This window comes from Mesorhizobium sp., assembly GCF_004962245.1.
In the GTDB taxonomy this organism is placed as follows: Bacteria; Pseudomonadota; Alphaproteobacteria; order Rhizobiales; family Rhizobiaceae; genus Mesorhizobium.
Genome location: NZ_SUHQ01000025.1, coordinates 55,406 through 75,182 on the forward strand (window position 1 = coordinate 55,406; position 19,777 = coordinate 75,182).

16 protein-coding genes are annotated in these 19,777 nt (G+C 63.3%); 7 read left to right on the forward strand and 9 right to left on the reverse strand.

The window, feature by feature from the left end:
* The first annotated feature begins 130 nt into the window (after positions 1-130).
* Both mscL and E5X88_RS24120 read left to right on the forward strand, forming a co-directional pair.
* A complete protein-coding gene (gene mscL / locus E5X88_RS24115; RefSeq protein ID WP_126037894.1) occupies positions 131-550 on the forward strand; it encodes a large conductance mechanosensitive channel protein MscL in 420 nt (139 codons plus the stop codon).
* Between the two features lie 216 nt (positions 551-766).
* Positions 767-1,933 carry a pyridoxal phosphate-dependent aminotransferase gene (locus E5X88_RS24120; RefSeq protein WP_292165768.1) on the forward strand — a complete coding sequence of 389 codons (1,167 nt, stop codon included), beginning with the start codon at positions 767-769 and terminating at the stop codon, positions 1,931-1,933.
* Positions 1,934-1,986: 53 nt separating this feature from the next.
* Here the strand turns inward: E5X88_RS24120 and hemA are convergent, their stop codons facing one another.
* Complete coding sequence (hemA, locus tag E5X88_RS24125) at positions 1,987-3,264, reverse strand: 5-aminolevulinate synthase (protein ID WP_292165770.1); 1,278 nt, start codon at positions 3,262-3,264, stop codon at positions 1,987-1,989.
* Between the two features lie 280 nt (positions 3,265-3,544).
* On the opposite strand from hemA, the gene galE reads away from it, so the two are divergent.
* From galE to E5X88_RS24140, 3 genes are all read left to right on the forward strand, one after another.
* Positions 3,545-4,540 (forward strand): UDP-glucose 4-epimerase GalE, encoded by a 996-nt coding sequence (gene galE / locus E5X88_RS24130; RefSeq protein ID WP_292165771.1) that lies wholly within the window; start codon positions 3,545-3,547, stop codon positions 4,538-4,540.
* Positions 4,541-4,649: 109 nt separating this feature from the next.
* Positions 4,650-5,900 (forward strand): D-amino acid dehydrogenase, encoded by a 1,251-nt coding sequence (locus E5X88_RS24135; protein WP_292165773.1) that lies wholly within the window; start codon positions 4,650-4,652, stop codon positions 5,898-5,900.
* Between the two features lie 3 nt (positions 5,901-5,903).
* Positions 5,904-7,730 (forward strand): alanine racemase, encoded by a 1,827-nt coding sequence (locus E5X88_RS24140; protein ID WP_292165777.1) that lies wholly within the window; start codon positions 5,904-5,906, stop codon positions 7,728-7,730.
* On the opposite strand, the gene E5X88_RS24145 is transcribed toward E5X88_RS24140, so the two are convergent.
* The 7 genes from E5X88_RS24145 to E5X88_RS24175 all read right to left on the reverse strand — a co-directional run bounded on the left by E5X88_RS24145 (position 7,731) and on the right by E5X88_RS24175 (position 14,866).
* Complete coding sequence (locus E5X88_RS24145) at positions 7,731-9,101, reverse strand: FGGY-family carbohydrate kinase (RefSeq protein ID WP_292165779.1); 1,371 nt, start codon at positions 9,099-9,101, stop codon at positions 7,731-7,733.
* Complete coding sequence (gene rhaM / locus E5X88_RS24150) at positions 9,098-9,415, reverse strand: L-rhamnose mutarotase (protein ID WP_292165781.1); 318 nt, start codon at positions 9,413-9,415, stop codon at positions 9,098-9,100. Before rhaM ends, E5X88_RS24145 begins: the two co-directional genes overlap by 4 nt.
* Entirely contained in the window at positions 9,415-10,416 is a 1,002-nt protein-coding gene (locus tag E5X88_RS24155) for an ABC transporter permease (RefSeq protein ID WP_292165782.1), read from the reverse strand. Before E5X88_RS24155 ends, rhaM begins: the two co-directional genes overlap by 1 nt.
* Positions 10,413-11,390 (reverse strand): ABC transporter permease, encoded by a 978-nt coding sequence (locus tag E5X88_RS24160; RefSeq protein ID WP_292165784.1) that lies wholly within the window; start codon positions 11,388-11,390, stop codon positions 10,413-10,415. Before E5X88_RS24160 ends, E5X88_RS24155 begins: the two co-directional genes overlap by 4 nt.
* Positions 11,387-12,928 (reverse strand): sugar ABC transporter ATP-binding protein, encoded by a 1,542-nt coding sequence (locus E5X88_RS24165; protein ID WP_292165785.1) that lies wholly within the window; start codon positions 12,926-12,928, stop codon positions 11,387-11,389. Before E5X88_RS24165 ends, E5X88_RS24160 begins: the two co-directional genes overlap by 4 nt.
* Before the next feature lie 83 nt (positions 12,929-13,011).
* The gene (gene rhaS, locus E5X88_RS24170) at positions 13,012-14,007 is read right to left on the reverse strand and encodes a rhamnose ABC transporter substrate-binding protein (protein WP_292165787.1); all 996 of its coding nucleotides are present in this window, start codon (positions 14,005-14,007) and stop codon (positions 13,012-13,014) included.
* A 49-nt stretch (positions 14,008-14,056) separates the two neighbouring features.
* The gene (locus E5X88_RS24175) at positions 14,057-14,866 is read right to left on the reverse strand and encodes a DeoR/GlpR family DNA-binding transcription regulator (protein WP_292165789.1); all 810 of its coding nucleotides are present in this window, start codon (positions 14,864-14,866) and stop codon (positions 14,057-14,059) included.
* A 215-nt stretch (positions 14,867-15,081) separates the two neighbouring features.
* Here E5X88_RS24175 and E5X88_RS24180 point away from each other — a divergent pair, with 215 nt between their 5' ends.
* On the forward strand, positions 15,082-17,184 hold the full coding sequence (locus E5X88_RS24180) for a bifunctional rhamnulose-1-phosphate aldolase/short-chain dehydrogenase (RefSeq protein ID WP_292165790.1): 2,103 nt from the start codon (positions 15,082-15,084) through the stop codon (positions 17,182-17,184).
* A 127-nt stretch (positions 17,185-17,311) separates the two neighbouring features.
* Entirely contained in the window at positions 17,312-18,646 is a 1,335-nt protein-coding gene (gene rhaI, locus E5X88_RS24185) for an L-rhamnose catabolism isomerase (protein WP_292165792.1), read from the forward strand.
* A 128-nt stretch (positions 18,647-18,774) separates the two neighbouring features.
* On the opposite strand, the gene E5X88_RS24190 is transcribed toward rhaI, so the two are convergent.
* Positions 18,775-19,773, reverse strand: a complete 999-nt coding sequence (locus E5X88_RS24190; RefSeq protein ID WP_292165793.1) for a carbon-nitrogen hydrolase family protein — start codon at positions 19,771-19,773, stop codon at positions 18,775-18,777.
* Positions 19,774-19,777: the final 4 nt, after the last annotated feature.

Below are 19,777 nucleotides of genomic sequence, written 5' to 3' on the forward strand. Positions count from 1 at the left end.
GGCTTCGGGCAACCATGGCCGGTGGAAACCGGTCTTTTGCTCCTGTTGCAACCGCAGGTTTTTGCTATCTTGCCTGTGGGGCGGCGCCGGACGGCTGGAAGCAGCAGCACGTCATGACAAGGAGGGTCGAATGCTGAAAGAATTCCAGGAGTTCATTTCCAGGGGCAATGTGATGGACCTGGCGGTCGGCGTCATTATCGGTGCCGCCTTCGGCAGAATCGTCGATTCCCTAGTCAACGACATCATCATGCCTTTCATCGGCGCACTTGGAGGCGTCGATTTCTCAAACTATTTCATAGGTCTGTCATCCGCGGTAAACGCAACCAACCTCGTTGACGCGCGCAAGCAAGGCGCGGTGTTTGCCTATGGCAATTTCATCACCGTGGCGCTGAATTTCATCATCCTCGCCTTCATTATCTTCCTGATGGTCAAGGCGGTGAACAATCTGCGCAAGCGGCTGGAAGCCGAGAAGCCCCCTGCGCCTGCGGCTCCGCCGCCGGCCGATGTTGCGCTGCTTACCGAAATTCGCGATCTCCTCGCCAGGAAATAGTCCGAAGACAGAGTCCCTGGACCAAAACCCCGGTCGTTTTCGGCTGGGGTTTTTTGTTTTCGCCGGCCGCGAAACACGCTAGAGCGGGATGCATTCAAATCGAACTGGGCATCCCGCTCCATCTATTTGTTTTAGCCGCATTTCTGCGACGCCAAGTGATTCCACTTCGCTGCAAGATGCTCTAGCACTCGGCCGACACCACCAATGGATCTATCCATGACCCTGATCGAGAATTTGCGCGCCGAGGCTCGGGCCGCGCCTGAAAGCGGCATTGTCGCTGTCATGAATCGCGGCCGCGGGCGCGACGGCATGATCCCGCTCTGGGCGGGCGAGGGCGACCTGCCGACGCCTGCCTTCATCACCGATGCCGCTGCCCGGGCGCTGGCCGGCGGCGAAACCTTCTATACCTGGCAGAGGGGCATTCCCGAATTGCGGCAGGCGCTCGCCCGCTATTACGTCAGGCATTTCGGCAAGTCTTTCGTCGAGGAGGAATTCATCGTCACCGGTTCGGGTATGCAGGCCATCAAGCTGGCGCTCGACGCGGTCGCCGGCAAGGGCGACGAGGTCGTCTATCTGTCGCCGGCCTGGCCGAATTTCGCCGCTGCCGCCGGCTTGGCGGGCGCCATTCCGGTCGCTGTCACGCTCGACCAATCAGGCAACGGCTGGTCCTGCGACGTCGGCAAGATCGAGGCGGCGATCACGCCAAGGACAAAGGCGCTGTTCGTCAACACGCCGTCCAACCCGACCGGCTGGACCGCGGACAGGGAGACGCTGCAGGCGATCCTCGACCTTGCCCGCGAAAGGGGTCTGTGGATCATTGCCGACGAGATCTATTCGCTTTTTCACTACGGCGATGGTCGTGCGCCGTCCTTCATCGACGTCATGGCCGACGAGGATCGCATCCTGTTCGTCAACAGTTTTTCCAAGAACTGGGCGATGACCGGCTGGCGCGTTGGCTGGATCAAGACCCATCCTGCCCTGCAGCAGGTGTTCGAAAACCTGGTCCAGTATTCGACCTCGGGCGTCGCCCAGTTCATGCAGCGCGGCGCCGTCGTCGCCCTCGATGAAGGCGACGCCTTCATCGTTGAGCAGGTGGAGCGGGCAAGGGCAGCGCGCGACCTGGTCTGCGCGATCCTCGCCGAGACCGGCAGGGCGCGCTTCGCCGTACCGCAGGGCGCATTCTATCTGTTCTTCGCGATCGACGGCATCACCGATTCACGTGCTGCCGCCTTCGACATTGTCGACCGCGCCAATGTAGGTCTGGCACCCGGAACCGCATTCGGTCCCGGCGGCGAAGCCTTCCTCAGGCTGTGTTTCCACCGCCGCCTTGACCAGCTCGAGGAAGCGGCGCATCGGCTGGCGAAATGGATCAGAACCGCTTGAAGCGAGTTCGCTCCGGCGAGTGGATCGCCGTCGGAGCAGAGTTTCAAACGGCTTCAGCCGCCGGACTTCGGCACCAGCAACGGAATGACGCGGTCGGTCTCGGCTACCGAAGGCCGGCCGGCGGAGCCGTAAGGGATGCCCAACGCGTCCCAGGTCTCGACCAGCGCGTCCTGAAGTTCCGCGATCAGTTGATCCGAATGAAACGGCGTCGGCGTGATACGCAGCCGTTCGGTACCGCGCGGCACGGTCGGGTAGTTGATCGGCTGGATGTAGATGCCATGGACGCCGAGCAGGCGGTCGCTGGCCATCTTGCAGAGCTCGGGATCGCCGACGAGCAGCGGAACGATGTGGGTGGCGGAGTCCATCACCGGCAGGCCGGCGGCGGCAAGAACATGCTTGGTCCGCGCCGCCTGGCGCTGCTGTGCGTCGCGCTCGGCCTGCGAGCGCTTCAGATGGCGGATCGACGTGGTCGCCGCGGCGGCGATGGCCGGCGGCAGCGCCGTGGTGAAGATGAAGCCCGGCGCATAGGAGCGCACGGCGTCGATCACGGCACTTGTGCCGGTGATATAGCCGCCGAGCGTGCCGAATGCCTTGGCCAGCGTGCCTTCGATGATGTCGATACGGTCGGTCAGCCCTTCGCGTTCGGTGATGCCGCCGCCGCGCGGTCCGTACATGCCGACGGCATGGACCTCGTCGATATAGGTCATGGCGTTGTAGCGCTCGGCAAGCTCGACGATCTGCTTGATCGGCGCGATGTCGCCATCCATCGAATAGACGCTCTCGAAGACGATCAGCTTGGCGCGCTCGCGGCCAGCCGCCTGCAGCAGGCTTTCGAGATGCGCAACGTCGTTGTGGCGGAAGATCTTCTTCTCGGCGCCCGAGCGACGCACGCCTTCGATCATCGAGGCGTGATTGAGTTCGTCCGAGATGATCAGGCAGTTGGGCAGGAGCCGCGCAATGGTCGAGATCGACGCTTCGTTGGAGACGAAGCCGGAGGTGAAGACCAGTGCGGCTTCCTTGTCGTGCAGGTCGGCCAGTTCCAGTTCGAGCTCGACCAGCGGGTTGCTGGTGCCGGAAATGTTGCGGGTGCCACCGGCGCCAGATCCCATCTTGCCGGCGGCTTTCTGCATCGCCGTGATGACGTCTGGATGCTGGCCCATGCCGAGATAGTCGTTGGAGCACCAGACGGTGATTTCCTGGGCGCGGCCGTTGGCGCGCCAGATCGCTCGCGGGAATTTCCCTACGATACGCTCGAGGTCGGCGAAGATGCGGTAGCGACGCTCTGCATGGAGCTGGTCGATCGCATCTTCGAAGAACCGCTGGTAATTCATTTCGGCTTCCCAATTTTTGCGTGGGATCATAATCACTGCCCTATTCGACGTCCACCTGGCCTTTTTGGTCAAAATGCCACGCCCCAAGCCTGTTCCTAACGACCACGGATCATGGCCTATTCCCTTGATGTGGATCAATTTTGTTTCAGGACGATGCCACGCGCCGATGAGACTGGTTACCGCAGGCGCCAATAGGCAAGTACCAATGGCCTGGCGGCCGGCTTTCCAGTAAGGCGGGTAGTGAGGCAGTTCCGATAAATCAGGAATAGCGAGGACGCGGATGACGGTTTTGGTGACAGGCGGTGCCGGCTATATCGGCAGCCACATGGTCTGGGAGCTGCTGGACGCGGGCGACAGCGTCGTCGTTCTCGACCGGCTTTCGACCGGCTTCGAGTGGGCGGTGGCGCCCGAGGCGAAGCTGGTCGTCGGCGATGTCGCCGACAAGGAGCTGGTCGGCTCGATCATCCGCGACAACCAGGTCGACGCGATCATCCATTTTGCCGGCTCCATCGTGGTTCCCGAATCGGTCGCCGACCCGCTTGGCTATTACGAGAACAACACCTGCAAGACGCGCACGCTGATCGAGACCGCGGTGCGCGAAGGCGTGCCCAATTTCATCTTTTCCTCGACCGCCGCCGTTTACGGCGGCGCCGGGCTGGAGCCGGTGCGCGAGGATGCCCGGCTTGCACCGGAATCGCCCTACGGCCTGTCCAAGCTGATGAGCGAATGGATGCTGCGCGACGCCGCAATCGCCCACGACCTGCGCTATACGGCGCTTCGCTACTTCAACGTCGCCGGCGCCGACCCGAAAGGCCGCACCGGCCAGTCGACGCCGGGCGCCACGCATCTGATCAAGGTCGCCAGCGAGACAGCGCTTGGCAAGCGTCCCTTCATGCAGGTGTTCGGCACCGACTATCCGACACCCGACGGCACCTGCATGCGCGACTACATCCATGTCAGCGACCTGGCGGCGGCGCATCGGCTGGCGCTGGAGCGGCTGCGCGCCGGCGGAGCAAGCCTCGTCGCCAATTGCGGCTACAGCCACGGCTATTCGGTGCTCGAGGTGATCGACAGCGTGCGTCGTGTTTTCGGCGATGATTTCGAGGTGCGGATGGGCGAGCGCCGTCCGGGCGACGCCGCGGCGGTGGTTGCCAATTCGGATCTGGCGCGCCGTGAACTCGGCTGGACCCCGCAGCGCGACGACCTCGACCTGATCGTCGCCGACGCGTTGGCCTGGGAGCGCATCCTGACCGGCAAGAATTCGTCGCGGAGCTGAGACCCGCCGGTCTCTATCCAGGGGCTCGTAGATCGAGCGCGGAAGCGCTATTGAAAGGCTTCACGGCGGAGCGTGGAGGCGCTTCAGCCGCATTGATCTGGGGGCTGGTATGAAAATAGTGGTGCTTGGGGCCGGGGTGGTCGGCACGGCGGCCGCCTATTATCTGGCAAGCGATGGCCACGAGGTGACGGTGATCGAGCGCCATCCGGCAGCGGCGCGCGGCACCAGCCAGTCGAATGCCGGCCTGGTGTCGCCCGGCGACGCCACCGCCTGGGCCTCGCCCGCTGCGCTGAAGACGTTCCTGCGCGCACTCTACAACCACGATCTCGGCATCAAGGTGCGGCTGCGCTTCGATCCTTATTTCTTCGCCTGGAGCCTGCGCTTCCTCAGCCAATGCACGCATGCGCGCCTGCGCGCCAACACCGACATCAAGCTGCGCCTGGCGCTCTATTCGCGCGAATGCATCAACGCCATTTCCGCCGACACCGGCATTCACTATGACGAGCGCAAGAAGGGCATCCTCTATTTCTTCCGCTCGCAGCAGAGTCTTGATACCGGCACCGACAATTACCGCTATCTTGCCCAACACGGTCTGCCGATCGAGATCGTCGGCCGCGACCGGCTGGTCGAGCTCGAGCCCGGCCTTGCCGGGGCCAAGGACAGAATAGCCGGCGGCGTCTATTCGCCGATCGACCAGACCGGCGACTCCAGCCAATTCACGCAGAACCTCGCTGCCTATGCCGCCGAGAAACTCGGCGTCCAATTCCTCTACGGCACGACGGTCGAAGGCCTCGACATCGAAGGCGACCGGGTGCGCGCGGTGATGACCTCGGCCGGCCCGATAACCGGCGACGCGGTGGTCATCTCGATGGGACCGGAAAGCGGCCTGCTCGGCCGCCGCTACGGCATCGACCTGCCGGTCTATCCCGTCAAGGGCTACACCGCGACCGTGCCGCTGGAGGACGAGACCAAGGGGCCGACCATGGGCGGCGCCGACGAGGATCAACTGATCGCCTATTCGCGGCTCGGCAACCGGCTGCGGCTGGCCTCGACGGCCGAGTTCACCGGCTTCGACCGCACCCACAAGCCGAGCGACTTCACCGCCATGTTCAGGACCGGCAAGGAGCTTTTCCCGGGCGCTTTCGACGAGAAGAAGGCCGAGCTTTGGGCCGGTCTGCGGCCGATGATGCCGAATTCGGTGCCGGTCATCGGCCGGGCGCGCTACAGGAACCTCTATCTCGACACCGGCCACGGCCATGTCGGCTGGACCATGGCCTGCGGCTCGGGAAAATTCCTCGCCGATCTGGTCGCCGGCCGCAAGCCGGACATCGATCCGCAGGGACTGGTCTACAGGAACTAGGCAATGTCGGGACCGCAAGTCGCCATCGACCTTGGCCGCATCGAGCGCAATGCGCGCACGATCGTCGACCGCTGCGCGCTGTCGGGCATCAAGGTCTTCGGCGTCACCAAGGGCACCTGCGGCATGCCGCAGGTGGCGCGCGCCATGCTGCGCGGCGGCGTCGCCGGCATCGCCGAATCGCGCTTCGAAAACATCCGCCGACTGCGCGACAGCGGCATCAACGCTCCGATCATGCTGCTGCGCAGCCCGCCGATGGCGCGCATCGAGGAGGTGGTCCGCACCGTCGACATCAGCCTGCAATCCGAACTCGCCACCATCCGCGAGCTATCGCGCATCGCCGAGCGCATGGGCCGCGTCCACGACATCATGCTGATGATCGATCTCGGCGATCTCCGGGAAGGCATCTGGCCGAACGATCTCGTGCCGACGGTCGAGCAGATCCTGGCCCTCAAGGGCGTGCGCATCGCCGGCATCGGCACCAATCTCGGCTGCTTCGGCGCCATCATGCCGACGGAAGAAAATCTCGGGCAGCTCGTCGCCCAAGCCTACAAGACCGAGCGGCTCTCCGGCAAAAGCCTGGACTGGATTTCGGGCGGCGCCTCCTCGTCGCTGACGCTGCTGCTCGAAGGCAGGCTGCCCGCCGGAATCAACAATTTGCGGATCGGCGAGGCAATCCTGCAAGGGGGAATCGAGACCTTCCGCGAGACGCCGTGGGCCGAACTCGAGCCCGATGCCTGCCGGCTGACCAGCGACATCATCGAGGTCAAGCTGAAGCCATCGCGGCCGATCGGGCAATCCGGCTACGACGCTTTCGGCAACCAGCCGGTCTTTCCCGACGAGGGCGACCGGTTGCGCGCCATCGCCAATATCGGCCGCGAGGACGTGCTGGTCGAAGGGCTCACTCCGATCGCCAAGGGGGTGCGGGTGCTCGGCGCCTCCAGCGACCACCTGCTGCTCGACGTGCACGACGCTGATCCGCCGCCCGCCGTCGGCGACCGTGTCGCCTTCCGCATGAGCTATGGCGCCATGCTGCTGGCGATGACCTCGGAATATGTCGAAAAGGCCCCGATGCACGACGTCGAGGATTTTTCCGGCCGCAAGATGGTGTCGATATCGGCCGAACCGGCGGCCGCCGGCATCCTCGCCAGGGAAGCGACCGGGGCGCGGCTGGAGGCGATGAATTTCGATGTCGTCGAACTGGCCGATATCGAGCGACCGCCGTCCGGCCTGATCCGGCTCACCGCCGGGAGCGACCGGCGCATCGCCCACAAGGCGCTGACAGCGACCGCGCGCGCCACGCATTCCTTCGGCCTGATCTGGATCGATTCCATCGCAGCACTCATGCCGGAAGGGGAAGACAGCATCGATCTGCCGGAAGGCTCGGTGCTGGCGCGGGCGCTGGGTCTCGACCACAAGCCCGGCGCGCTGCAGCCGCAGCTGTCGCCGGAAAACGTCGTCATCGTCGGGCTGCGCCATGCCGATCCGGCCGAGGCCCGGGTGTTGAAGGATTCGCGCGTCTCCGCCTTCACCATGACCGACATCGACGCCATGGGGATGCGCGACCTGATGCACGAGGCGATCCGCATCGCCACCTCCGGCACGCAAGGCTTCCATGTCAGCTATTCCCCTGATGTGACCGAATTCGCCGGCTGGGCGGCGGGGTCGGGCGGCATCACCGTGCGCGAAACGCATCAGGCGATGGAGGCGATCGCGCTGTCCGGCGGGCTGTTGTCGATGAACGTCTCCGGCCTGACGCCGGACTTCGAACCGCGGCTGGCGACGGAAACGGTCAACTTCGTCATGTCGGCTTTCGGTAAGCGGATTTTGTAGTCAGCTCTGCGCCTCGACCACCGCACGCCATGAGCGCGCGTAGTTTGCCCAGGCTGGATCGGCCGGCGGTTCGATCCCTTCGCCTTTGGCTTGGATAGTTCTTTGGTCCGAAGCCAGCAAGGCAGCGCCGATGCTGGTGCCGGTCGCGGCTTCGGACGCAATGACGGCACGCGCCGTGGTCGCTGCGAGCATCTGCGTGAAAAGCCGGTTGCGGGCGAACGGACCTTCGACGGTGGTCGGGCCATTGGCACCGATCAGATCGAGGCAGGTCGCGGTCATCAGCGCCAGGTAGAACGAGATGGCGGCAAAGCGCTGGCCGGCGCTGATATTATCGGCGTCGAGCCATGCGGCGGTCTGATGCGGAAAAGGCCCCGAACCCTGTTGGGTCGAAGGCAGCAGGAATGTCTTCCGCCCGAGCACGGTGGCGACATCCTCTTCGGTCAAGTCTTCCGACTGGCCTTCTGTCAGCAGGGAAAATTCGCGGCCTCCCATGAAGCGCGCCGACGGCACCGGATCGCCGAGCGCGTTGACATTGACCAGTGTGTCGCGGGCCGGGTCGAGTGTGACCGTGTTGCCGCCGACCGCCATCGACACCACCCAGGTGCCGGTCGAGACGACGGAGAAAGGCGGCGCGTCGGACAGGAGATGTGGCAGCAGCGAGGCGTTGGAATCGTGCAGTCCGGACAACACCGGCGTCTGTGGATCGAGCCCGGTTCGCGTGGCAAGAGCGGGCAGGATTGGGCCTAGGTGGTCTTTTGCTGGCCGCACCGGCGCCATCAGCCGGCGCCACTCCATTTTGTCGACCAGTGACGAAAAATCCGCTTTCCACGGACTCCACAGATCCGTGTGGCAGCCGAGCGAGGTCACTTCGTTGGCGGCGACGCCGGTCAGGCGCAAGGCCCAGTACTGCGGGTACATGAGGATCGCGGCGGCCTTGGCGAAATCCGCCGGGAAACTCCTCTGCTGCCAGAAGATCTGCGCGCCAAGATTGAGGCCGACCGGCAGGCGCGGCGTGCCCGTCTCGGCGAAGGCCGGACGGATCGCGTCATAGTCCTTGGCGAGGGTATCGGGCCCGGCGAATTCATAGTCGAGCACCGGCAGCGCCAGTTCGCCGGCAGCGTCCACCAGCACGCCTGTCGCGCCATGGGTGGTGATCGATATCACATCGATGCGCTGCTCCTGGTTGATCCCGGCGAGGCTGTCGAGGATGAAAGTCCATAGTCGCTCGACATCGTGGTGCGGGTAGGGGCCGTCGGCAACGGGCGCGTTCGCCACGCGGCGCAGCGCGACTTCGCGCATATCGGCGAGATCGACCAGCGCCACCTTGGCGTTGGTTTTGCCGATGTCGATGACGGCGACGTGGCGGGTCATTCCATATGAAACATTGTTTCCAGCGGCACCGCCACCGGCTCGTTATCAGGCTTGGTTTCCATGATGTCGGCCATCTCGGCCCACCAGCGCTGCATCACCGGGTGCTTCGGCAATTCGTTCATGCCATGGCCGTCGCGCCGCCACAGCACGCCGAACAGGGTGTCGGTCTCCTCGTCGAGATGGATCGAATAGTCAGAAACGCCGGCCTGCTTGAGCAGCGTCACCAGCGACGGCCAGATGTCGTCGTGGCGCCTTTTGTATTCGGCCTTCATGCCGGGGTTGAGCTTCATCTTGAACGCGTATTTCTCGGCCATCAGGTGAAGCGCTCCCGCCGCACGCGCCGCCAGACGATCGGCAGCGCGATGACGATGATCAGCAGCAGACCGATGAAGATCGACATGACGATGCCGGGCACATTGAGCAGGCCAAGACCGAAGGTCACCAGCCCCATGATGAAGGCGGCCAGCACCACGCCCACGATGCTGCCCGCACCGCCCAGGATGCTGACACCGCCGAGCACCACCATGGTGATGACTTCCAGTTCATAGCCTTGTGCGATCGAAGGCCGGGTCGAGCCGAGCCGCGAGGTGATCAGCACCGAGGCGATGCCCGCCATCAGCCCGGTCAGGCAGAACAGGATGAACTTGATGCGGCCGACACGCACGCCGGAAAACTGCGCCGCGACCGGGTTGTTGCCGATGGCGAAGACGCGGCGGCCGAAGCTTGTCCGGTGCAGAAGGAACCAGTAGATGACCGCCGCGGTGAGGAAGAGCGCCAGTTCGAACGACACCACCCACCAGACATAGCCTTGGCCGAAGAAAGCGAAGCTCGAGGGATAGCCCTTATAAGCCTGGTCGCCGAGGATGATGAAGGCGATGCCGCGAAACAGGCTCATCGTGCCTATGGTGACGACGATCGACGGCAATCCCAGCCTGGTGACGAGCAGCCCGTTGAAGGCGCCGCAGCCGAGCCCGACCAGGATGCCGATTGCCACCAGCACCGGCGTATCGGCGCCGGCCTGCACCGCCATGCCCATCATCGTCGAAGCCAAGGCAATGATCGCGGCGACCGACAGGTCGATCTCGCCGGAAATGATCAGCAGCGCCATGGCCAGCGCGATCAGCGCCTTTTCGGTGAAGTTGAAGGTCAGGTCCGACAGCGACCACGGGTCGAGGAAATAGGGCGAGGCGAAGCTGTTGACGGCAAAGATGGCGACCGCCACCGCGACCAGCAGCGCCTCCCAGGAGAAGATCGCCGAACTGAGCGGCTTGTCGAGCCGGTCGGGAATGTGGCGTGGGGCAGGGGTGTCGGTCATGCCGCTTCCGCCTTTTTGAGGATGATGCGGCCCTGCCGGCGTTCGCCGCGCGCGTTGAGCACCACGGCCAGGATGATGGCGCTGCCCGAAATCGCCATCTGCCAGAAGGGCGAGATGTTGATGACCGGCAGCGCGTTGGAGATGATGCCGAGGAACAGTGCGCCGAGCACCGCGCCGCCGACCGAGCCGATGCCGCCGGCGATCGAGATGCCGCCGATGACGCAAGCCGCGATGATGTTGAGCTCGTAGCCATTGGCGACCTCGACCGAGGCGATGACGTAGCGCGATATCCAGAGATAACCGCAGAGACCAGCAGCCACCCCGGAGATGCAGAAGACGATGAACTTGGTACGGCCGACATCGATGCCGGCATAGACCGATGCGGTCGGGTTGACGCCGATGGCGTAGATCGAGCGGCCGAGCGCGGTGCGCGTCATCAAGAGGAAGAACGAAGCGATGACGAGTATAGCGATCCACGACAGCACCGGGATGCCGAGGAACGCCGCGCGCTGCAGGCCGATGAACTCAGGGCTCATCTGGTCGGCATTGACCCAGGCGCCGCCTGATATGACGAAGGTGGCGCCGCGGTAGATGGTGAGCGTGCCCAGCGTCACCACGATAGACGGGATGTTCAGCCGCCAGACCAAAAATCCGTTGATGGCGCCGAGCACCAGGCCGACCAGAAGCGCGATGACGATCAGCAGCGGGATGGGGATTGCCGGGTGCGCCGCGTTCAGCATCGCCACCACCATGCCGGTGAAGCAGAGGTTCGACGCCATCGACAGATCGATCGAGCGGGTCAGGATCACCACCATCTGACCCAGTGCCAGGATCATCAGGATCGAGGTGTCGTTGAACAGCTGGCGCAGATTGCCGAGGTTGGCAAAGCCTGGAAAGCGCATCGATACCAGCCCGATCAGCACGACGATGGCGGCGAGCAGCCAGACTTCGCGATACCTGAGAAAAGCCTTCATGCCGCGATCCCCGCTGCCGTCTTGACCAGCGTCTCGGCGTCAAGCCCCTTGTTGTCGTAAACCGAGGCGATACGACCCTCGCGCATGACGACCACGCGGTCGGACATGCCGAGGATCTCGGGCAATTCGGACGACACCATGATCACCGACAGGCCTTGCGCGACGAGTTCGGCCATGAAGCCGTGCACGGCGGCTTTCGAACCGATGTCGATGCCTTTGGTCGGCTCGTCGAGGATGATCACCTTTGGCGCAGTCGCCAGCCATTTGGCGATGACGATCTTCTGCTGGTTGCCGCCAGACAGCGTGCCGACGTCCTGGCTGAGCGAGGAGGCGCGCAGGTCCAGCCGCTCGGTATAGGAACGGGCTAGCGCGAACTCCTCGGCCAGCCGCAGCATGCCGGATTTGGACGTGCGCTTGAGCGACGGCAGCGAGATATTCTGGAAGATCGGCAGGCCGATCACCACGCCCTGCTTGCCGCGCTCTTCCGGCACGTAGACGATGCCGGCATCGATCGAATCCGCCGCCGATTTCGGCGTGATCGCCTTGCCTTCCAGCGCAATCGTGCCGCTGCTGGTGCGGGTGATGCCTGATATCGCCTGCATCACTTCGCTGCGCCCGGCGCCGACAAGCCCGTAGAAGCCGAGGATTTCGCCCTTGTGCAACTCGAAGCCGATGTCGTCGAACTCGGTCGGATGCGACAGGCCGGAGACGGCAAGAACCGGCGCGCCGATCTCGGCCTTGCGCTGCGGGAAGATGTGGTCGACGGCGCGGCCGACCATCATGCGCACGATCTGGCTCTGGCCGGCGTCCTTGATCAGACCTTCGCCGACCATTTCGCCATCGCGGAACACCGTGTAACGGTCGGCGATGCGGTAGATCTCGTCGAACTTGTGGCTGATGAACAGGATCGCCTTGCCTTCGCTCTTCAGGAACTCGACCAGCAGGAAGAGCTCCTCGATCTCCTTCAGCGAAAGCGCCGCGGTCGGCTCGTCCATGATGACGATCCGCGCATCGATCGACATGGCGCGGGCGACGGCCACGAGGTGCTTGTTGGCGATGCCGAGATCTTTTAGCCGTGCATCGGCGTCGATGTGGCCGGCACCCATCGTGTTCAACACTTCACGGGCTTGTCTGCGCATGGTGCGCCAGTCGATGGTGCCGAAGCGCGTGCGCGGCGCATGGCCGAGAAAGATGTTCTCTGCCACTGTCAGGTCGTCGAACAGCACGGTTTCCTGATGGATGGCGGTGATGCCGTGCCCGAAGGCGGCATGGGCGCTGGGCAGTGTAACGGGCTGGCCGTCTATGCTGATCGTGCCCGCGTCGGGCTGGTAGATGCCGGTCATGATCTTGACCAGCGTCGACTTGCCGGCGCCGTTTTCGCCGATCAGCGCGGTCACCTGGCCAGGATAGAGCGACAGGCTGACGTCGTGCAGCGCGCGCACGCCGGGAAAACTCTTCGAGATGCCGGACAGAGTCAGCCGCGGGCCTGAAGACAAAGGCGCTTCTTTTGCCAAATCGTGTTGGGCTGTCGTGTCCATAGTCGTATCAAGCCCTGAAGCAAGGTCCGTTTGAAGTCGCGGCGGGACCTGAGCCCCGCCGCGCAAGGTTGCAGGCTCCAGGATCAATAGATCTTGGAGAACTCTTCGATGTTCGACTTGTCGAACTTGAAGGGCGGAGCCATTGCAGCCGAGTTGGTGTCGTCGAGCGTGACCTTGCCGACGCGGCCGATCGACAGCGTCGCACCGGGCTTGGCTTCTTCCTTCTTCACCGCCAGGTCATGGGCGAGGTAGACGGCCGAGTAGCCGAGGTCTATCGGGTTCCACAGCGCGACGGCCTGCGAGGCGCCGTTGTCGATGAACTTCTTGAACTCCGACGGCAGCGCCAGGCCGGTGACGTTGACCTTGCCGATCAGGTTCTCGTCGGTCACCACCTGGGCTGCGGCAACGACGCCGACCGTGGTCGGTGCGATGATCGCCTTGAGGTTCGGATAGGACTTCAGAAGGCCCTTGGCCTCGTCGGTGCTCTTGGCCGAGTCGTCATCGCCATAGACGGTGGCGACGAGTTTGATCTTGGGGAATTTCTCCGGCAGCACCTTCTTGGCCGCGTCGATCCAGGCGTTCTGGTTGGTCGCCGTGGACGAAGCCGACAGGATGGCGACTTCGCCGCCTTCGGGCAGGTAGTCGGCGGCCAGCTTGATGATGGTCTCGCCGATCAGGTTGGTGTCGGACGGGTTGAGGTGAAGCTGGCGGCCTTCCGGGGCGACTCCCGAATCCCAGGAGATGACGGTGATGCCGCGATCCATCGCCTTCTTCAGCGCCGGAACCAGAGCGTCCGCGTCATTGGCCGAAATGGCGATGGCATTGACCTTCTGGGCGATCAGCGAGTTGATCACCTCGATCTGCGCTTCGGCGGTGGCCTTGGTCGGGCCGGTGTAGATGATGTCGACGTCGCCGAGTTCTTTGGCCGCCTCCTCGGCGCCCTTGTTGGCGGCGTCGAAGAAGCCGTTGCCGAGCGACTTGACCACCAGCGCGATCTTGACGTTCTCGGCATGGGCGGCATTCACGAACATGGCGGCCGACAACGCTGCCGTCACCATCAATTTCTTCAAGAAGCTCATTCGAATATCCTCCCTTGAGCGTTGCATTCCATCGCCGCTGCGGGGCGTCTCAGGCCTGCAGCGAAGATTCTTCCTTGTTGTTTGCCGTTGTGCGGGCGACGATCAGCGTCACACCAGCGGTTTCCAGCATCTTGGCCTCGCGATCCTCGATGCCGTCATCGGTGATGACGGTGGCGATGCGCGACAGGCCGCACAGGATCAGGCTGGAGCGTTTGCGGAACTTCGACGAGTCGACCAGCACCACCAGCTCGTCGGCCTGGTCGATCAGTTTCTGCTCGGCCTGGATCAGCAGCGGATCGCCTTCCATCAGGCCAAGCGGTCCGAGCCCTTGCGCGCCCATGAACATGCGGCGCGCATAGAAATTGCGCGTCACGTCATTGTCGAAGGGGGAAAGGATGATGTTCTGCTCGCGGTAGATGGTGCCGCCCGACAGCATCACCGTGTTCTTGGAGTGCTTGAGCAGGTGCTCGGCGATCGGGAAGGAATTGGTAAAGATCGGCATGCGGCGGCCGGTCAGGAAATGCACCATCTGGAAGGTGGTGGTGCCGCCATTGACGATGATCGGCTCGCCGTCCTTGCAGAGTTCCACCGCTTCCCGCGCGATCGCCCGCTTCTGCGAAGCGTTGATCGTCTCGTTGACGGAAAAGGGCCGGCCGGCAAGGCCGATGAACTGCGGTGGCGAGATCGCCTCGGCACCGCCACGCACGCGGCGCAGGCGCTTTTGCACATGCAATGCCGCGATGTCGCGCCGGATCGTCGCCTCTGACGAGTCCGTCAGGTCGACCATTTCCTGCACCGTCACCACAGGCTTTTCCTGGACGGCGGACAAAATGATCCTGTGGCGCTCTCTCTCGTGCATGGTTCCTCCCTGCCTGTACATCTAGGCACCCAAAACGCGCAGTGTCAATCATTTCCGATCATATAATTCCATTGTGCAGTGCAATATGATCAATCTTGATCGTTTATGATTGACAATGCCTGCGCTTCCGTGGACATTCGGCCAAAGCTGACCCGCTAATGCGGTGGCAATTGACCGCATCATTTTGCGCGTCTCACGTCACGGGAGGATTACCTATGCTCGACAAGCGCTCCGGCACGCGCCTCGCCAACCTTTGGGATGAGGCGAAAGCCCTGGGGATGAGCGAGCCGGAACGTCTCGTCTATCGCTCGAATGTTCTCGGCTCCGACAAGCGCGTCACCAACTATGGCGGCGGCAACACCTCCTCCAAGATCTGGCAAAAGGATCCGCTCACCGGGCAGAGCGTGGAGGTTCTGTGGGTGAAGGGTTCGGGCGGCGACAGCGCCTCGATCAAGCTCGACGGCTTCGCCACCCTCTATATGGACAAGCTCAGGGCATTGAAGGGTCTCTATCGCGGCCTCGAGCACGAGGACGAGATGGTCGGCTATCTGCCCCACTGCACCTTCAACCTCAATCCGCGCGCGGCCTCGATCGACACGCCGCTGCACGCTTTCGTGCCGAAGGCTCATGTCGACCACATGCATCCCGACGCCATCATCGCCATTGCCGCCGCCAAGGATTCGAAGGCGCTGACCAAGGAGATATTCGGCGACGCGATCGGCTGGCTGCCATGGAAGCGGCCGGGCTTCGAACTTGGCCTGTGGCTGGAAAAATTCTGCCTCGAAAACCCGGAGGCCAAGGGTGTCGTGCTGGCAAGCCATGGCCTGTTCACCTGGGGCGACACGCCTCGGGAATGCTACGAAACGACGATCTCGGTGATCAACCAGGCGATCGAGTGGTTCGAGCGCCGGTCCGAAGGTTTGCCGATTTTTGGCGGCGAGGCGGTCAAGTCGCTCGACGCACCGGCGCGCCGCACTGTCGCGGCAAAGCTGATGCCGAGGATCCGCGGCCTGATTTCGGAGAAGAGCCACAAGCTTGGTCATTTCGACGATTCGCCCGCCGTGCTCGAATTCGTCAATTCGAAGGATTTGCGACCGCTGGCGGCACTCGGCACCTCTTGCCCGGACCATTTCCTACGCACCAAGATCCGGCCGCTGGTCATCGAGTTCGATCCCGAGAATCCCGATGTCGATGCCGTCATCGCCCGTCTCGCCGAAGACGTGGCGGCGTATCGCGTCGGCTATCAGGCTTATTACGACCGCTGCAAGCATGCGGATTCCCCACCGGTGCGTGATCCGAACGCCGTGGTCTATCTGATGCCCGGCGTCGGCATGTTCACCTTCGCCGGCGACAAGGCGACGGCGCGCATATCGGGCGAGTTCTACGTCAACGCCATCAATGTCATGCGCGGCGCCTCGACGGTGTCGACCTATGTCGGCCTGCCCGAGCAGGAAGCCTTCGACATCGAATACTGGCTGCTCGAGGAGGCGAAGCTGCAGCGCCTGCCGAAGCCGAAGGCTCTTGCCGGCCAGATCGCTCTGGTCACCGGTGGCGCCGGCGGCATCGGCCGGGCGACGGCCAACCGGCTGCTGCGCGAAGGCGCCTGCGTCGTGCTGGCAGATATCGACGAAGCAGCCCTTGCCAGCGCCAATGACGAACTGGCCAAAGCCTACGGCAAGGATTTCGTGCGGCCGCTGGTCGTCAACGTCACCGCCGAGGACCAGGTGATCTCCGGCTTCGCCGAGACGGCGGTCGAGTTCGGCGGCATCGATATCCTGGTGTCGAATGCCGGCCTGGCAACCTCGGCGCCGATCGAGGAAACCACGCTGGCGCTGTGGAACAAGAACATGGACATCTTGTCGACCGGCTATTTCCTCGTTTCGCGGGAAGCCTTCCGGCTATTCCGCGCTCAAAAGATCGGCGGCAACGTCGTCTTCGTCGCCTCTAAGAACGGTCTTGCCGCATCGCCCAATGCTGCCGCCTATTGCACGGCCAAGGCCGCCGAGATCCATCTGGCGCGCTGCCTGGCGCTGGAGGGCGCAGAAGCGCAGATCAGGGTCAATGTCGTCAATCCCGACGCCGTGCTGCGCGGCTCGAAAATCTGGACTGGCGAGTGGAAGGAACAGCGCGCCGCCGCCTACAAGATGTCGACCGACGATCTGGAGGAGCATTACCGCTCGCGCTCGATGCTGAAGCGTTCGGTGTTCCCCGAAGACATCGCCGAGGCGATCTACTTCTTCGCTTCCGACATGTCGGCCAAGTCAACCGGCAACATCGTCAATGTCGACGCGGGCAACGCCCAGAGCTTTACGCGATAATAGTTTGAAGGCGGCGCTGCCCCTCACCCTTACCCTCTCCCCGTAAGGACGTGGAGAGGGAGGTCGCCAACTCTGGAGCGCTTCCCTTCTCCCCGTCTCTATACGGGGAGAAGGTGCCAGCAGGCGGATGAGGGGCAGCGCCAACCGAACGTATTTGGGAGGAAACGCAGTGTCCGAAATCATCATCTCCGCCGACGTTGTCGAGAAAGACAATGCCGCACGCAACGCTGACCTCAAGCGTGATTACGATTCGCTCGGCGAGCGCCTCGACCGTCGCGGCATCGCCATCGACACCATCCGCGACAAGGTCGAAAAATTCGCCGTGGCGATCCCGTCTTGGGGCGTCGGCACTGGCGGCACCCGCTTTGCCCGCTTTCCCGGCGCCGGCGAGCCGCGCGACATCTTCGACAAGATCGAAGACTGCGCCGTCATCCGCCAGCTGACGCAGGCGACGCCGACCGTCTCGCTGCACATACCCTGGGACAAGGCCGATCCGAACCGGCTGAAACAGGCGGCATCGCGCTTCGGCCTCGGCTTCGACGCCATGAACTCCAACACCTTTTCCGACGCCAGGGACCAGACGCTGTCCTACAAGTTCGGCTCGCTGTCGCATGCCGATGCCGCCACCCGCCGGCAGGCGGTCGAGCACAATCTCGAATGCATCGAGATCGGCAAGACGCTGGGCTCGAAGGCGCTGACGGTGTGGATCGGCGACGGCTCGAATTTCCCTGGCCAGGTCAATTTCGCCAAGGCGTTCGAGCGCTATCTCGATGCGATGAAGGAGATCTATGCCGGACTGCCTGACGACTGGAAGCTGTTCACCGAGCACAAGATGTACGAGCCGGCCTTCTATTCGACCGTCGTGCAGGATTGGGGCACCAATTACATGATCGCCACCGAACTCGGCGACAAGGCGTTCTGCCTGGTCGACCTCGGCCATCATGCGCCCAACGTCAACATCGAGATGATCGTGTCGCGGCTGATCCAGTTCAAGAAGCTCGGCGGCTTCCATTTCAACGATTCGAAGTATGGCGACGACGACCTCGATGCCGGCTCGATCGACCCCTACCGGCTGTTCCTCGTCTTCAACGAACTGGTCGATGCCGAGCTTGCCGGAGCCGACGGCTTCGATCCGGCCCACATGCTCGACCAGAGCCACAATGTCACCGATCCGATCGAAAGCCTGATGCTGTCGGCGGTCGAGGTGCAGCGCGCCTATGCGCAGGCGCTGCTGGTCGACCGCAGGGCACTGGAAAGCTACCAGGACGCCAACGACGCCTTGATGGCGACGCAGACGCTGAAAGCCGCCTATCGCACCGATGTCGAGCCGATCCTCGCCATGGCGCGGCTGAACACCGGCGGCGCCATCGATCCGGTCGCCGCCTACCGCGCCGCCGGTTACCGGGCCAAGGTCGCGGCGGAACGGCCGGCGGTTGCGAGCGGCGGCGGCGGGATTGTTTGATGTCGGCCTGAAACAAAAAACCCGCCTCGGGAGCCGGGCGGGTCTCTGGCGCAAGTCAGCACCATGAATAAATTCCTAGCATAACTGCCGTCATCAGTCAAGTTGAAATTGCCCAGCCGATCCACGGCTCAGAATATATCGCGGCTGTCGCTTCGTGGGTCGTCGTCCACCAGGTGCCATTCGTAAATGCCGGTCCGAGCCGTTCGCCTCCAGGGTCGGGCGAGGTCTCCCGGATTGTTGTTGATATCGACAACGGCAATTGAGGGCATTCCATCCGCTGCACATTGCGCGGCCCATCGGCCGTCGGGAGCAACGATCCCCGAAGGGGCATTCATGCCATGTCGCGCGAGCATCGAGAAACTGATCCAGTAGCTATTGCTTGCCGCGTGCCCCTGCGTCTCGGAAGCGAAAGCCAGCTCATTTGGGGAAGCCCCGCCAGTGGTCGAGAACAGAACACAATCCACATCAAGCCGCTCGTATTCGATGAAAATCTCCGGAAAATGCGTTTCCATCCCTAGCGCGCAGCCGAAGCGGACACCGTCAACCTCGAACGTCACCGGGATTGAACCCGGCGTGTACATGAAGGAGATCTTCGTGTTCGACAGCATGCGCTCGTCGTAACGCGTCACCAGTTTCCCAAGGTCGGAGACGATATACAGGCTGTTGTGCGGCCGGTGCGGCTGGGTGAGTTGATGCACCGAACCGAAGACCGTCCAGAGCCCGAGCTCTCGCGCAAGCTCCCTCGCAGCATTCAATTCTTCACGTAGGACAGCCCATTCGAACCGCCCCCAAGCGGAAGGGCCGACTTCTTCGGGGCCGCTAACCGACATGATGCGCTTGTTAGGGGAGCAGGTCGCGCCCTCGGGAAAATGCACGATCCTCGCTCCCGCCTGATGTGCCTGACGCATCAGACGTCGCATCTCCAGCCCGCCGGCGCGAAGCGCAGCTATGTCGCGAGGATCATCGCAGAGGCTGGATTGCGCTACAGCCAAACGCACTGACTTGGCTTCAGCGGGCAGGTCGTGCCGCGAGCTGCCGCGAACGTGCATGAGAGCGGCGGTGTAGGACTCGCCCGTTTTAGCGGCACGGGTACGTACACGATGTTTGAAGGTTCCGTTTTTCGTCATTGTC